Raw genomic sequence first — 15,344 nt, 5'->3', positions numbered from 1 at the left:
GCCCTAATCTGGCATCGCACCGAACGCGTCCGCATAACGCTGTGCCAGCATCAACCCGAAGTCGCTGGTGGGTAGGCTCGGCGCGCGGTCGGCAATCTCAAGGCCGGCTCGGAGGCCGAAAATGCGCTTGCCATAGACCAGCAGATGCTCAAGCGAGCGCATGCCGAAAACGCTGGCCGGTAGCATTTGCTGGTAGAGCGCTTCGGCCAACCGTTCGTCGCCCGCCTGCATGGCACGCCAGATCAGCACGGCCTTGTCCACCACGTCGGGCGCCAGCACGAAGCCGTCGGCACCCGCGCGGATATTGTCCATCATCTCCAACCCACCCTGGCCGTTCAGAACCACTAGCCGACCCTCGCCGGCCGCCACGATGCGTTCGACTTCGAGGACCGGCATTTCGCCCTTGAGATGGGTGATGACCGGATGGCGCTGCACCAGCGTGGCGATATCGGCGCCGGTCAGACCGCGCCCCATGAGGGCCGGTGCGTTCTGGATAGCCACCGGAATCCGCGCCGCATCGGCGACACTGCCGAAGGTGCGGATGGTCTCGGCTGCCCCATAGGCGCCGAACACCGGCGGCTGCAGGATCAGCCAGCTCGCGCCGGCATCCTGGGCATGGCCGAGCAGCTCGATCTGTTCGATGACCGAATTGCCGTAGATGGTGACACCGAGCGGCGTACGGCCCGCGATATCCTCGACCGCCCAGTCGATGACCTGCCGGCGCTCGGCCTCGGTGAGCTTGGCCACTTCGGTGGCCAGACCCAGTACGACGATGCCATCCACCCCGCAGGCCAGGCACCGCTCGACCTGCTGGCGCATCCCCTCACGCCACAGGCGCCCGTCGGGCTGGTAGAGGGCATAGAGGACCGCGTGAATGCCGGTAAAGCGCTGGTTCATCATCATCTCGCTAGGCTGCGGCGCCGGGATGGGTTGGCGGCCGGACAGTTGTAGGCTGTAAAAGTCCATGCAGTTGCCGCCCAGAATGGCGTTCGAGGTCGGGTGGACCGAAGTTTTGCCGCAGGCTCGAACAGGCGCTGGCCATCCAGGCATATTGGCCGGGATCGGCATCATCTGCCAAGAAATGCTGTTGCGCATCCATCGCGGCGTCATGGTCAATGGCTATCGCGGGGGATGGCATGGCCACGGCAACCGACGAGGAAGTCCAGATCAGCCCCCTTGTCGGCTTGCAGGCTCTGGTAGCCGCCTTTCATCGCCGGCTTGGGTGCCACCCACTGCGTCCGCCTGGCGGCCAGTTCAGCATCGGATACGTCCAGATGCAGGCGCCTGGTGGGCACGTCCATCTCGATGATGTCCCCGGTGCGCACCAAGGCCAGAGGACCACCCGCGGCGGCCTCGGGCGCTACATGCAGCACGACGGTGCCAAAGGCGGGCCGCTTGTGCGCGCGTCCGAAATGCGCACCATGTCGCGTACGCCTTGCTTCAGCAGCTTCCGCGGCAGCGCCATATTGCCGACCTCGGCCACGCCGGGATAACCGCGCGGCCCGCAAGGACCTGCCAGGAGCCGACGCGGATGCCGCGACGCCATGCCTGAGCGGTTGCGGCGCGGGCCGTGCTGTGACTGGTGCCGTTGCACCGGGACCAGTGGCCAGCGTGATCCGGCGTTCATAGACAGCGAAGGCAAGCAGGCACCCGGCGTCGAGCCGGGGCAGCATTCGGGAGCACCAACGACGACAGTGGGGATGGCCCTCGGGGCGTCGGCTGCAGGCGGTCGAGACCGCCTGCAGGTGCGCCGGTCAGCCGCGGTTTGGGTTGACCTGCTGCAGATTGTCGGCGTCGAAGAACACCATCGTGCTGCCGCCATTGCCATTGGGGACCCAGGCCAGGATGAGATCGCCCCAGGCTTCGACGCCGGTGGCAGTGACGCCGCGGTCGTGCAAGGCGCTGACCAGAGCGAATTCGGAGCGACCGTGAATGGTGGCGCCGTCGCTATTGAAAGCGCCGTTGTCGCTGGCTAAGGCCGGCACGATCGAGAGGCTGGCGACGGTCAGCATGGTGGCGATGGAGAGGGTTTTCATAGTTATGTTTCCTTCTGTTTTGAACACCAGCAGTGTCGCTCCCTTCCATTGCCTGAACATTGCAAGGTACTTTTATTTTCAACTGTTTAACTATGAAAAACCGCAACGGCACCCTGCCGAAAGCAGGGTGCCGTGCCGGTGCGACGCTGTGGAGGGATCAGCGTCAGACGTTGGGGAGCGCAGGCTCCATTTGAGGCGCGTGATGGTCCGGTGCGCGGGGCAGGAAGCGGCCGACGAAACGCGAGAACGCATCCACATAGGTCAGCATGACCGGCACCACGACCAGCGTCAGCAGGGTCGAACTGATGAGGCCGCCGATCACCGCATGGGCCATCGGGGCACTCTGCTGGCTGCCCTCGTGGATCGCCAAAGCCAGCGGCAGCATGCCGAAGATCATGGCCAGCGTGGTCATGATGATGGGACGGAAGCGGGTGAAGCCGGCCTCGATCAGGGCATCGACAAGGGTCGCGCCCTCGCGTCGCCGCTGATTGGCATTGTCGACCAGCAGGATCGCGTTCTTGACCACGAGACCCATCAGCATGACGAAGCCGATCATCGAATACATGTTGAGCGTCGATCCGCCCGCCAACAGGCCCAGCATCACTCCGACCAGCGAAAGCGGCAGCGCCATCATGATCGCCAGCGGCTGCAGGAAGCTGCCGAACTGGCTGGCCAGCACCAAGTAGATGAAAATCACCGCGAGCAGCAGCGCCGAAACCATGCTGCCGATCGTGTCGGTGAGCATTTCACCATCGCCGCCCTGGGCGATGGTGACGCCAGCCGGCAGTTGCAGCGCCGCGATGGCGGTATCGATATCAGCGGTGACGTCACCCAGCACGCGGCCTTCGATATCAGCCGTCACGCTGACCTGCCGGGTCAGGTTCTCCCGGTTGATCTCGCTGGGACCGACGGTGGGTTTGACCTCGGCAATCTGGTCCAGCCGGATCGCGACCGGCGTATCGGTCTGGCTCTGGGCGATCGGCAGGCTGCCGATGGCGTCCATGCTCTGGCGCAGGGCTTCGGGCAAGCGGACCACGACATCAAGCTGGTCGCCCTTGGCATTGGTCCATTCCGAGGCGGTTTCTCCGCCCAGCATGGCGCGAAGGGCAGACCCCGTCGCTTGCATGCCGACGCCCATGTCGCTGGCGGCCTGGCGGTCCAGCACAATATCGAGCATGGGCTGCGCCTGCTGCAGGCTGACATCGACGTCGACGGCACCCGGTACGGCCCGCATGGCGTCGGCAATTTGCGCCGCAGCGGTCGACAGGTCATCGAGATTTTGCCCGAGCAGCTTGATTTCAATCGGGCTACCGCCACCCAGACCGCCGCCGGAGCTGACGACGAAGGTGGCGCCCGGTATCGAGCGCAGCGCCTCGCGCACTGGCGCCGTCATCTCCAGCGAGGACTTGGCGCGGTCACCCGGATCGACAAGCGACACGACGACCGAGGCGCGGTTTTCGCCTGAGGCGGTGCCCGCATTGACGGTGGTATAGATGCTCTCGACCTCGGGCATGGCCTTCAACAGAGCCTCCACCTGATGGGCTTTGACCGCCGTATAGGCCGTGGACGAGCCGGCCCGGGTTTCAACATCGACCTGGATCTGGCTGTTGTCGGCCGCCGGCATGAATTCGGCACCAACCATGGGGAACAGCAGGAAGCTGCTGCCGAACGACATCAGGGCCACCAGCATGGTGATGATGCGGTGCCGCAGCGACCAGCTCAACACGGCGCGATAGCCATGCGACAGCTTGTCGAACCCCTTGTCGAACAGCCCGATCAGCCGGCCGATCGGACCGCGCTTGGCATTTGGCTGGGAGTCGGGGTCGTACCACACGCTCGACAGCATCGGATCGAGCGTGAAGCTGACGAACAGCGAAATCAGCACCGCCACGGCGACGGTGACGCCGAACTGCACGAAGAACTTGCCGATAATGCCATCCATGAAGGCCAGTGGCAGGAACACCGCCACGATCGACAGTGTCGTCGCCAGCACGGCGAGCCCGATCTCCTTGGTGCCATCGAGCGCCGCCTGAATATGGGATTTGCCCATATGCAGGTGGCGCGTGATGTTTTCGCGCACCACGATGGCATCGTCGATGAGAATGCCCACCGACAGCGTCAGCGCCAGCATGGTCATCATGTTGAGCGTGAAACCGAGCAAGCTCACCACGGTCAGCGTCCCGATGATCGAGATCGGCAGTGTCAGGCCGGTGATGATGGTCGAGCGCCAGGAATTGAGGAACAGGAAGACGATGACGACGGCCAGGACCGCGCCTTCGATAAGGGTCGCCTGCACGGTTTCGAAATTCTGCTCGACCGGTTCGGCCGAATTCTGCAGTACGTCGATCGACACATCCTGCGGCAAGCTGCCATCGCTGTTGAGCTTGGCAATGGCTGCCTCCACGGCATGGGCGATGGCGACGGTATTGCCGCCTTCGATCTTGACCACGTCGATGGCCAGCGCCTGTTCGCCATCGCGGAACGCCAGGCCCTCGGTATCGGATTGCCCTTGGATAACAGTGGCGACATCGCCCACCGTAATGGTCTCGCCGCCCTTGCTCGACACGATAATGTCGCGGAAACCGGCCACGGAGGGGACTTCGGCGTTGATCTGCACGGTCTGCACCAGCATGCCGTTGATGATCGAGCCGGTGGGCAGGGTCTGATTGTCCTGCTGCAAGGCCGAGATCACGTCGCTGACGCCGATGCCAAATGCATTGAGCAGGTCGGGATCGATGGAAATATTGACCTGGTTGTCGAGGCCCCCAACCACCGTGGCGCTGCCAACGCCGGAAATGGCGGTCAGGGCAGGTGAGACGATATCGTCGGCCAGAGCGGTCAGGTCCAGCACCGATTGGGTGGGGCTGCTCAGCGCCAGCGACATGATCGGGCTGGACGTCGGATTAAAGCGCAGCACCTGGGAGGTATCGGCCGTCTCGGGCATCTGGCCGACAATCGCCGCCAGCCGGTCGCGGACATCTTGCGCCGCGACGGCTGGGTCGGTCTCGAGGGTGAATTGCAGGATGACGGTCGAGTGACCGGCACTTGAGGTCGAGGTCACCGAATCGATGCCGCCCAGCGTATTGACCGCTTCTTCGATGGGCTTGGTAATTTCGGTCTCGACGGCTTCCGGCGATGCGCCCGTATAGGGTGTGAGCACGGCGACGACGGGAAAATCGACGTCGGGATACTGCTCGATGGGCAGGCTGCGATAGGCGGAAATGCCGAACACCATGATCGCCACCATGACCATGGTGGCAAAGACAGGATGGCGGACGCTGATGGCGGTCAGGAACATGGCTCAGTTCCCCTCAATGATGACGGGCGCGCCGTCGATCAGGCCTGACAGCGGCGTGCGCACGATGGTGTCGCCAGCCGCAACGCCCGAGCGCGCCTCGACCAGTTCGGCCGCGGCCCACTTGGTGCCGGTCTCGATGGTGTGTTCGGCGAGCACGCCATCCACGATCGCCATCACATAGCTGGCATCACCCCGCTGTTGGATGGCCTCGGCGGGCAGTGCCAGCACGTCGTCATCCTGTTGCACGACGATCTCGCCGGTGACGAACATGCCGCCGCGCAGCTTGCCTTCTTCATTGTCGAGGTCGAGATAGACCTTGATCGAGCGCGTCCCCGCCTCGGCAATCGGGCTGACCCGATCGACGGTGCCGGTGAACTGCTGCCCGGCCATGCCTTGCACGGTCAGCCGCACCGATTGACCGGCCACGATACGCGTTGAATCCTTAAGCGCGGCGACGACTTCCACCCGCACGCTCGACAGATCGACGAGCGACAGCATGGTCGTGCCGGGATTGACGATTTGCCCCGGCTCGATCGTGCGCGTGGCAATCGTGCCGGCAAACGGCGCCATCACGCGGGCTCGGCGCAGATTGGTTTCCGCCAGCGCGACCTGGGTCTGCTGGGTGGCGATCGTCGCCGTTAGCCGGTCGGCTTCGGCTTGCGCGGTATCAAGCGTCGTCTGCGCTGCCAGGCCCTTGTCGGCCAGCAAGCGCGTGCGATCGAGCGTCGCCTGAGCGGCACGCAACTGCACTTCGTTCGACGCCATGGTGCTGCGCTGCTGGTCCAGTTGCAGTTGCAGGTCGGTGGTGCCAACCTCGACCAGCAATTGACCTGCCGTGACGCTATCGCCGGGCCGCACATTGACGGCTTCGGCCAGCCCGCTGACCTGGGCGGCAATCGCCGCCTCCTGCATGGGATGGATCGTGCCAGTGACCTTCACCAGATCTTCGATCCGCTGCGGCGCGATGGTCACCACTTCCATGGGATGCAGCCGCATCGTGCGAACCGCCTCCGGCGCCGCTACGGTGGCTGCGACCGGCGCGGGCGGGAGCTGATTGATCAGCAGCATCGAGGCGCCGCCGGTTGCGATCACCAGCGCCACGCCGGGCCAAAACCATTTTGCCCGACGGCGGGGTGTTAGGGCGACGGTGGCGGTTTCGGCAACGGGATCGGACGGGTTCATTGCGGCCTCGCATGGCGAAAAAAGACGGCCGAGTGCGGCCTGTGATCTCACCAATGAGGGCTCTTGATTGCGTGAACGTTGCGGAGCGCGCAATGCAGCCGCAATGTCTGTCGCTAGACTGGGCGGAAATCAGATAGGATAGCGGCATGCGAATTTTGCTGGTCGAAGACGAGATGGACATGGCGGCAGCGCTGACAGCCGCGCTCAGCCGCCATGACATTGTCGTGGACCACGCCCGCACGCTGGAGATCGCCGAGGAGGCCTGCCGCAGCGGCGTGCACGACGCGGTGCTGCTCGATCGCAAGCTGCCCGACGGCGATGGCCTGTCGCTGATCCCGCTGCTGCGGCGCGAACAGGCCGGCCTGCCGATCATCGTGCTGTCGGCGCTCGGCAGTCCCGACCAGCGCGTTGCCGGGCTCGATCACGGGGCCGACGATTATCTCGCTAAGCCATTTTCCACCGATGAACTCCTGGCGCGATTGCGCGCCGTGATGCGGCGGCCCGCCCAGCTCGGGGAAAGCTCGGTCAGTGTCGGCAAATTGCGGTTCAACCTGACCGATCGCCTGGCCGAAGTGGAAGGCGAGCCGCTGGACCTGACCCGCCGCGAACTGCTGGCCCTCGAAATCCTCGTGCGCCGCTCGGGCCGCACGGTTGCGCGCAGTGCCCTCGAGGAAGCGGTTTACGGTTATGACGACGAAATCGCGTCCAATACGCTCGATGCCCATATCTCCCGGCTGCGCCGCAAGCTCGGCGACGCGGGCGTGGAAATCCACGGCATTCGCGGCTTGGGCTATCTGCTGAAGGCAACGGCATGAGGGGCTGGGGATCAACGTCGCTTCGCGGCCGGCTGACCTGGCGCATGGTGCTGATGCAGGCATTGGTGCTGCTGGCCTTTACCAGCGCTGTCGCCATTCCAATCTTGAGGCTTATCAGCGCCGAGCAGGGCCTCGACGACCGCGTCGTCAATGACATCGCCGACTCGGTGCACCGCAATACCGCGGGCGGATTGGATCTCACCCCCAACGACGCATTGCAGCGGGTTGCCGCCAATTACCCCACACTGTGGTTCTACGCTTCCGACGCCAACGGCGCCTCGGTACAGATGGGGCCGGTGCCGGCGCGCATCGTGCCCATGCTGGTGGGCTTGACCCGGCTGAACTCGGCCAATATCGCCGATATCGGTACGGGCGCGTCGACAGTCGCTATCGTGCGACGTCACGATAGCCAGGCCGGCCAGTTGTGGGTTCTGACTGCCGGCGGCCCGCAAATTGGCGCCAAGTCGATCGTGGGAGCCTTCGCCAATCCTATCTTCCTCGGCCTGCTGTTTGTCTTTACCGTGGCCTCGTTCCTGTTCATCCCGGTGATCGTGACGCGCCAGTTGCGCGGCGTCGACCACATCGCGGCGGAGGCGGACACCATCGATGTCGACCAGCGCGGCGTTCGCCTATCGTCCGCCCATGTGCCTGACGAATTGCATCCGCTGGTTCGGGCCGTGAACTCGGCCCTGCAACGGCTCGACGATGCCATGGAGCGCCGCCAACGCTTCCTTGCTGACGCCGCTCACGAATTACGCACCCCGATCGCCATTCTCTATACCCGCGTCGAGCTGTTGCCCGATGACGAGCAGCGCAGCCGCCTGATGCTCGATGTCGCGCGCCTGGGCAATCTGGCCAACCAGTTGCTGGACCTGCAACGGCTCGACGCCGACAGCACGGTGTTCCAACCGGTCAATCTGGTGAACCTGGCCGCGCAAGTCACAGCCGACATGGCACCCCTGGCAATCGCCGCCGGCGACGACATATCCTTCGATGCCGAGATCGACACTGTCACGGTGGCCGCCGACCCCGCCTCGCTGTCGCGCGCCATCGTCAATCTCATCCAGAACGCGGTCATTCACGGCGGCAAGAAAACCGCGATCCATGTCGCTGTCGGCCGCGACGGCTCGCTGCGTGTCGCCGATACCGGCCCCGGCATCGCCGAAGAGCATCGCTCGACCATCTTCGAGCCCTTCAACCGCATCGTGCCGCTCGATCAGGGCGCGGGGCTCGGGTTGAATCTGGTCCGCGATATCGTGGCTCGCCACCATGGCCACATCACTGTCGGCGATGCGCCTGGCGGCGGCGCCCTGTTCGAGATTTCCCTCCCGCTCGCCGCATCCCGCTCGCGCTGATCGTGCAGCGCTGTTGAACCAATGCCGTATCCTTGGCAGTAATGCGGGGCGGTCAAACGAGGCCGATGGGGGAGTGACAATGAGCCAACACACGCGGGCACTGGCCTGGGACCATGGCGTAACCAGCGTCGAAAGCCTTGGCGGCATGTTGGGCGCGACATCGTTCGTCCTGCCCGACGGGCGGCAGGTGGCCCCCTTCCAGATCGCGCCTTGGGCCAACGAGCCGGGCGGCGCGGAATTGCCGGGAATCTTGCGGCGCTTGCGCGGCGAATGGCCCTGCGTGCCGTTCGGCTCCGATGCCGACCGCGCGCCGATCGGCGACTGGCCGGGTTCGCACAGTGCCGGCACCCTCGACAGCTTTCCGCATGGCTTTGGCTCTAACAATGCGTGGACCTTTGTCGAGGGCGGCGCCGGGCTCGCAATGTCGATCGCCTATCCGGACGACCATCCGATCGCCTCGCTTGAACGCCGCATAACCCCGGACCCAACCAGCGCCGCCCTCGATTTCGAGCTGGTCATCAATGTCCGGCACAGCTGCGAATTGCCGCTGGGCCTGCATCCCTGTTTCCGCCTGCCGACGACCCCCGGCGCCATGCGCATCGAGATCGCCCCTGGCGTGAGCGGCATGACCTTTCCCGTCGCCACGGACGCCTCCTCAATCTTCCAGACCGATCAGTTCCTGCCACGCTGGCATGACGTAGCCCTGCGCGATGGCTCGCGGCTCGACGTCAGCCGCGTGCCGCTGCCGCATCACACCGAGGAACTGGTGCAACTCATCGACATGCCCGGTTCCGCCGAGTTGTGGAACACTGCCGAGGGCTATCGCGTCCGTCTTAAGTGGAACCGCGAGCATTTCCCAAGCGCGCTGCTGTGGTTCACCAATCGCGGCCGCACCTTTGCGCCGTGGAACGGCCGGCACCTCGCACTGGGGCTGGAGCCGATCTGCTCGGCCTTCGATCTCGGCCAGCAAATCTCGACGTCCGACAACCCCATCTCACGACGCGGCGTCGCCACGGCGCGAAAATTCACCGCCGGCGAGCGGTTCGTCACCCGCTATCGGGTGGAAGTCGAGCCCGCCGAGGTGCTTTAACCTCTTCACCTCTCCCTTCGGGGGAGAGGTCGACGCGCAGCGGCGGGTGAGGGGGCCTTCCCCGCACACCGCACCCGACAAAGGCCCCCTCACCCGTCTCGCAAGAGCGATCCGACCTCTCCCCCAAGAGAGAGGTGAAGACGTTCAGGCCTTATGCGCAAATCGCACCAGTACCGTGCGGATTTCCCTTGGCCGGAGGTCGACGCTCAGCGCCTTGCCATCGAGCGGCAAGGCCGCCCCCGGATGCTCGATCGGGTCGGCTGCACGCGCAGCGGCCGGCGAGCCGGTGAAAGTGACCGTCTGCGTAGCCGTACGGTTCGACAGGTTCTGCAGCCGCAGCGCCACCCAGCCATTGTCCTCGCCCGGCTTGGTCGTGACCAGCACTGGCGAAGTGGGATCGGTCGAGAAGAAGCTATCCGAACGCTTGCCGGTCGGGGCGATGTCGCGCATTGCAACGGGCGGCACCGCGACTTCGGCGGCAAAGCGCGCGGCTGCCGCAGTATCCACCGGACCGTCATGCGTCACCAGCCGATACCGGAGCGGGATGCGCCCGGACTGGCTGGCGGCGAAATTGACCAGCCAGTGATTGTTCAGCGCCCAGCTCATGATGGTTGGGCCTTCGGGCCGCAGTGTGCGCGCCCACTTGCCCGTCGTGATGCCACCCAGATGCACCAGCGGCGCATCCAGCGGCACGACCGTGACGCCGCGCTGGCCATCGCTGACATCCACCCAGCGGCCGACTGGATACCAGTCCTTGGCCGCGCCATCGAGCTGGTCGTCATTGGGCACGGCCGGAACGCCGTTGAGATCGAGCGTGAAATTGGCGGCGTCCAGCTTGAACGGAAAGGCGATGAACACCGCCTCGGCGTCCGAATGTTCGAGCTTGTCGATGCTCCAATCGACCACGACGCATTTGGTGGCCGCATCCAGCGCATAAACGACGCTCGCCGCCGAAACGCCGGGCGCCTCTATATGCACGGTGATCGAGGCGCGACCCTCGACAATCGTCGCCTCATCGAGCCTGACCATACTCGCCGTCTCGCGCTTCCACGGCGTATCGGTGTGGCCGGTGAAGAACTCCGGCTTGTCGAAGCTGATATCGGCGATGGCGAGGCGATCGTCGGGGGAATCGACGGTCTCATAGACATATTCACCCGGACCCCAGCCCTGATACTTGCCCGCGAAATCGTGGCTCTGCGCCTTGTCGAAGAACTCGGCGATGGCACCGGTCTGGCGGTCGATCCGCAGCCGGTAATGCGCATTCTCGATGGTGTCGCCATCGGCTTTGAGATCGCCTGCAGGAACGCCATGCTTGAGACTGAGAAAAGCGTAGCCCATCGGCGGCACGGTGCCGGACACGCGCCGGACTTCGGGCAGCGGGCGAGGGCCGCCCCAGGTGCTGCGGCGATTGAAGAAGGTATCGAGCATGCCGACCGGGGCAGCGCCACCGCGCGGTTCGGGTTCTTCTACAATGACCTGCCGCTCCCAAGGGAGCGTATTGAACACCAGAACCTCATCGATCCCCGATGGCTGGAAGGCTTCAGCGGGATCGAGATTGCCAAGATTGAAAATGCCTTCTGGACCTTTGGTGCCGAGTGGCGCTGCGAGGGCGTTTGCTGCCTTGGCGACCGAGCCGTGGCCTTCCATGGCGGCCGTATAAGCATAGCCGGCCTTGCGATTCCATTGCGCCCGGCTGAACAGGGAATGGGGCGCCTCGACCGAGGAATAAGCGCCCCAAGTGTGCTCGTCGAACAGCGTCATCGACTCGTAAATCTTGGCGGCATGTTCGCCATTCCACTGGCCTTCGCCCTTGGAGCGGCGCCAGGCCTCCAGACTTTCGCCAATGCCGACGATCTCGTGCGCCGCGCGGTTGACGCCCACTTCGAAGGCTGAGGACCCAACGCCATCGGCCCAGTGATCGGTCCAGTCACCGCGCTGGGTGCCGATCACGCCCGCATACCTCTCCTCTAGCAACCGCCCAAAATCGGTGACGGTGATGAACTCCATCCGGTACGGGCGGCCCTCGGCGTTCCAGCGCTTGACGAAGTCCGGCATGCGGGCATCGGGCGGGCCGTTATCGACGCGCACCGGATGGGTGGATTCGCAATAAAGGAAATCGAACGGATAGCTGTCGTCGACCTCCAACTCATCGATCCAACGCGGGAGCAGGCGATCGACCAGATCCCAATTGCCCAGCCCGGCCTGACTGCGGCCGAACAGGTAATGATAACCGTTCCAGGCCAGCACCTGTTTGCCGCTCGGCCCTTCCCAGCGGAAGGCCCCGGGGAACGGCTTTGGCCGCGCGCCGCGAATGGGATTGATCGCCGCGGTATAGAACTTGATGCCGAGATCGGCGAGGAGGTCGGCATAAAGCCAGGATACGCCATTGACGTCATCCTGCATCGCCGCCTCGACATGGAAGCCGAACTCGTCTCGCAGCGCGCGCAGCGGATACAGACTGCGATGCATCTGCTCGACATTGAGCAGCGGCGTCATGTTGTATTGCATAGCGGCGATGTCCACGCGGCCCTGCTCGTGCCAGTGGCGGAAGCGGGCAATCTCGGCCTTGGTGGCTTGCCGCAGATATTTGAGGAATGGCCCCGTGGTCTCGATGGTCCAGCGATATTGCGCCTCGGCCGGATAGCCGTCCGTGGCTTCGATCAGATCGAGCGCCTGGCCGACAAACTCGCCATGCTGGCGCAGCGCCAGCTCCTGATAATCGGTGAAGCCGATATCGGTATGGGCATGATTGGCGATGTAGATGGTCTTGATCTTGCTCATCGGTAATCCTCTGCGCGGCTAATTATCCTTGATCTGACGATCGCCCTTGGGGGCTGGGGTGGGGGCGTCCGCACCGTACTCCATGGCAGTGGAGCGTGAGCGATCGGCGCCTCACCCTCAATCCCTCCCCGAGGGGAGAGGGGCGGCTGGTGCTCGCCTTAGGGCTTGAGCGCCAGCCGGGTCCAGGCGCGCGGCGCGACGCTGAGGCGCACCGTGCCGCTTTCGCTGGGCAGCGCCTCCAGAATTTCGCCGCTCAGCAACGTCCGGTTGCCACTGGCCGGGGCGAAGGTTCCAGCGCCGATCCGGGCCTCGACGGTCTCGTCGCTGGGATTGAGCAGGGTCAGCGCGACCCCGGTGCCCTCAGCCTCAATGCGGGTGAGCAGGATGGGGCCAAGCTCGGTGGTCAGCAGCGACGCCGCCTCGTGCTTGACCGGACCGCGCTCCGCATAGACATGGGCAGCCAGCGGTTGTGCGCGGGCCAAGGCACCCTGCAGCGATTTGCCCAGCGACTGACGTTCCGATGGCAGCAGCCAGAAATTGAAGCGCAGTTCGCCACCCTGGTCGGCCTGGAAGTTGGTGCTCCAGTAATTGTTGGTCAGCCAGGCCAGCAGCGTCGGACGCTCGCGGGTGACGCGGCCATCGGGCTCGCCAAACCGGCCAAAGGTGAAGCCGCCGATCTGCCATAGCGGGGCATCGGGGCAGGCGACCGTCAGCTCGCGCTGGTCATCGCCGATGCGGATGAAGCGTTGCGTCGTGATGTAATGGCGGCTGGCATAGGGCAATTGCTCGCTATCGAGTTTTACCGTGGCGCCGCCGGTTTCATAATCGACATCCCAGTTTTCCCCCAGCGCCGCCGGCAGCGGGAGATAGATCGAATGCGCCTCGGGGTGCGGTTGCTTGGTGATGACAGCCTCGATCTGCAGGGCCGGATCCTCCGGCAGCAAGCGATAGAGCACGCGGACCTTGTCGCCATTGGCGAGCGCAAAAGACTGGGCGATCTCGGCACTGCCGCGCGAGAGCGTGGCCGTGGTTTCGTGGACCGTGGGCAGATCGCGCTGGGCTGTCCAATCCAGGTGCCAGGCCTTGTGCCAATCGGGGGATTCGAGATCGACCTGGTCGAACATGTCGCTGCGTACCCCCGAGGCGATTGCCTCGAGCACCGGCACGCCGAAGCGCAGGTTTTCCGCCGCCGCCCCGGCATATTCGACGCCATCGAGCTTGAGCGAAGTGACTCCGCCGGCGCTCTGGTCGAGCACGAGAGTGATCCGTCCATTGGACAATACTCCGTCGTTCGCCGACAGGCTGCCGGTTTCGGCCGGTAGCACGCCGTCGGCGCGCATGGTGACATAGGACAGCGCCGGCACCGCGATCGGCGCGGTCCAATAGGCGCGTGCATCCGACAGGTCCGACATCACCACATCCTGGCGCTGGATACGGTGCGACGATGGGCCGGTCGGCACCAGATCCTCATGCCCGGCGCCCTTTTTCGGGTCGGGCGCGCCCGCCAGCGGCGGCAGGTAGGGCAAGCGCAATGCCTGGGTCACGGCGAATGGATGCGGGTTGAACACCAGCAGGCGCGCTTCGTCCCCGCCGGCATCTGCGCCCAGTTGCTCCAGCGCGTCACGGCGTAGCATTCGCGCCACGCTGGCGCCGTCTGCGGCGGTTGCCAGCTTCAGCAATTGCTGGGTGCGCGTTTCGGGTGAATTGGGATGGCTGATCGAACGATCGGCGCCCCAGGTATGTTCGGCATAGAGCGCCAGCCCCGCCCGCGCGGTGTCATGCAGCATGGCGCGGCGGCGCGGGGTGGCGCCGGGATGGAAGGCCTCGGCCGCCAACGCCGCATCCAAATCGCGCTGGCCGCGCAAGGCTTGCGTCGTCTCGTGTGCGGTGCTACCGGCGCCGAAATTCCACCAGTCGGTCCAGTCGCCGCGCAGGGTCGGGATGCTCTCGGCAGGCTGGGCGCGGACGCGGTCGAAGAACTCCGAAATCGTGCCCATGCGCAGCTTGACGCCGCCATTGGACGCATTGCCGTCATTGAACTGCTGCACGAAATCGGGGAGCGCGTCCTGCGGCGCACCATTGTCATGGTAGCGGACATTGGTGATCTGCATCATCAGGAACGGATGGGTATAGCCATCGTCCTCGAAGCGCTTGGTCCAGGCCGGCACGCGGCGGCGCGCTTCGTCCATATCGGTGGGGATGCGGAGGGCCTTGTCGCTGGTGACGCCGTAGATGAAGCCATTATAGGCAGTGATGCTGCGTCCACCGGGGGCCTCCCAATTGAAGGCCCGCGGCCAGGGTTTTAGCGCGTGGCCATAGTGTTCGTTGATGGCCATGCTGATGCCGGTAATGCCGTGATCGAGCAGCGCATCGACCATGCCCCAAGGCAGGCCATTGACGTCGGTATTCATCGCCGAACGCACCGGAATGCCTAGGTCGCGGAAGAACTGGATGGATTTGAGCACGTCCACCACCATGCCGTGGTCCATCAGCGGGGTCATATGCCAGCCCATGCCGGCCACTTCGAACTGGCCGCGCTTGACGGCGGCGAGGAAGCGGTCGCGGTCGATATTGCTGGCGCTTTTCCACCAATCCATGGTCACGCCGGTCACTTCGCAGGTCCAGCGGAAACGGCTGTCGTCGGGATAGTTCTGCGTACGCTCGGCGATATCGAGCGCCTCGTCGATGAAGCGGCGGTGCAACTCCATCACCACGGGTTGGGGATGGGTGTAGCCAATATCGGTGTGGCTGTGATGGACGAAGAGGATTTCGTTGATCATGACAATG

General features: G+C 64.6%; 9 protein-coding genes and 1 pseudogene. 3 read left to right on the top strand and 7 right to left on the bottom strand.

The window, feature by feature from the left end; all coding sequences use genetic code 11:
- Positions 1 to 3: 3 nt before the first annotated feature.
- The 5 genes and pseudogenes from ABIB57_RS14075 to ABIB57_RS14055 form a co-directional block, all read right to left on the bottom strand.
- On the bottom strand, positions 4 to 966 hold the full coding sequence (locus ABIB57_RS14075) for a dihydrodipicolinate synthase family protein (RefSeq protein WP_354041625.1): 963 nt from the start codon (positions 964 to 966) through the stop codon (positions 4 to 6).
- A gap of 146 nt (positions 967 to 1,112) precedes the next feature.
- Positions 1,113 to 1,507 (bottom strand): annotated as a pseudogene (locus tag ABIB57_RS14070) (dihydroxy-acid dehydratase); the annotation flags it as partial.
- A gap of 247 nt (positions 1,508 to 1,754) precedes the next feature.
- On the bottom strand, positions 1,755 to 2,036 hold the full coding sequence (locus ABIB57_RS14065; RefSeq protein ID WP_354041624.1) for a hypothetical protein: 282 nt from the start codon (positions 2,034 to 2,036) through the stop codon (positions 1,755 to 1,757).
- Positions 2,037 to 2,199: 163 nt separating this feature from the next.
- Positions 2,200 to 5,334, bottom strand: coding sequence for an efflux RND transporter permease subunit (locus ABIB57_RS14060; RefSeq protein ID WP_354041623.1), 3,135 nt, complete (start codon positions 5,332 to 5,334; stop codon positions 2,200 to 2,202).
- 3 nt (positions 5,335 to 5,337) lie between these two features.
- The gene (locus ABIB57_RS14055; RefSeq protein WP_354041622.1) at positions 5,338 to 6,516 is read right to left on the bottom strand and encodes an efflux RND transporter periplasmic adaptor subunit; all 1,179 of its coding nucleotides are present in this window, start codon (positions 6,514 to 6,516) and stop codon (positions 5,338 to 5,340) included.
- Between the two features lie 146 nt (positions 6,517 to 6,662).
- On the opposite strand from ABIB57_RS14055, the gene ABIB57_RS14050 reads away from it, so the two are divergent.
- The 3 genes from ABIB57_RS14050 (at position 6,663) to ABIB57_RS14040 (ending at position 9,776) form a co-directional block, all read left to right on the top strand.
- Positions 6,663 to 7,331: a response regulator transcription factor gene (locus ABIB57_RS14050; RefSeq protein WP_354041620.1), complete on the top strand. Its 669-nt coding sequence runs from the start codon at positions 6,663 to 6,665 to the stop codon at positions 7,329 to 7,331.
- Positions 7,328 to 8,686: a sensor histidine kinase gene (locus tag ABIB57_RS14045; RefSeq protein ID WP_354041619.1), complete on the top strand. Its 1,359-nt coding sequence runs from the start codon at positions 7,328 to 7,330 to the stop codon at positions 8,684 to 8,686. Before ABIB57_RS14050 ends, ABIB57_RS14045 begins: the two co-directional genes overlap by 4 nt.
- Positions 8,687 to 8,765: 79 nt before the next feature.
- Positions 8,766 to 9,776 (top strand): hypothetical protein, encoded by a 1,011-nt coding sequence (locus ABIB57_RS14040; RefSeq protein WP_354041618.1) that lies wholly within the window; start codon positions 8,766 to 8,768, stop codon positions 9,774 to 9,776.
- Positions 9,777 to 9,920: 144 nt separating this feature from the next.
- Here the strand turns inward: ABIB57_RS14040 and ABIB57_RS14035 are convergent, their stop codons facing one another.
- A complete protein-coding gene (locus ABIB57_RS14035) occupies positions 9,921 to 12,557 on the bottom strand; it encodes a glycoside hydrolase family 38 N-terminal domain-containing protein (protein ID WP_354041617.1) in 2,637 nt (878 codons plus the stop codon).
- 158 nt (positions 12,558 to 12,715) lie between these two features.
- On the bottom strand, positions 12,716 to 15,337 hold the full coding sequence (locus ABIB57_RS14030) for a glycoside hydrolase family 38 N-terminal domain-containing protein (RefSeq protein ID WP_354041616.1): 2,622 nt from the start codon (positions 15,335 to 15,337) through the stop codon (positions 12,716 to 12,718).
- Positions 15,338 to 15,344: the final 7 nt, after the last annotated feature.

Source organism: Devosia sp. UYZn731, from assembly GCF_040546795.1.
Taxonomy (GTDB): domain Bacteria; phylum Pseudomonadota; class Alphaproteobacteria; order Rhizobiales; family Devosiaceae; genus Devosia.
The sequence above is the reverse complement of the archived record's forward strand: the minus strand, read 5'-3'. Positions and strand labels throughout refer to the sequence as shown.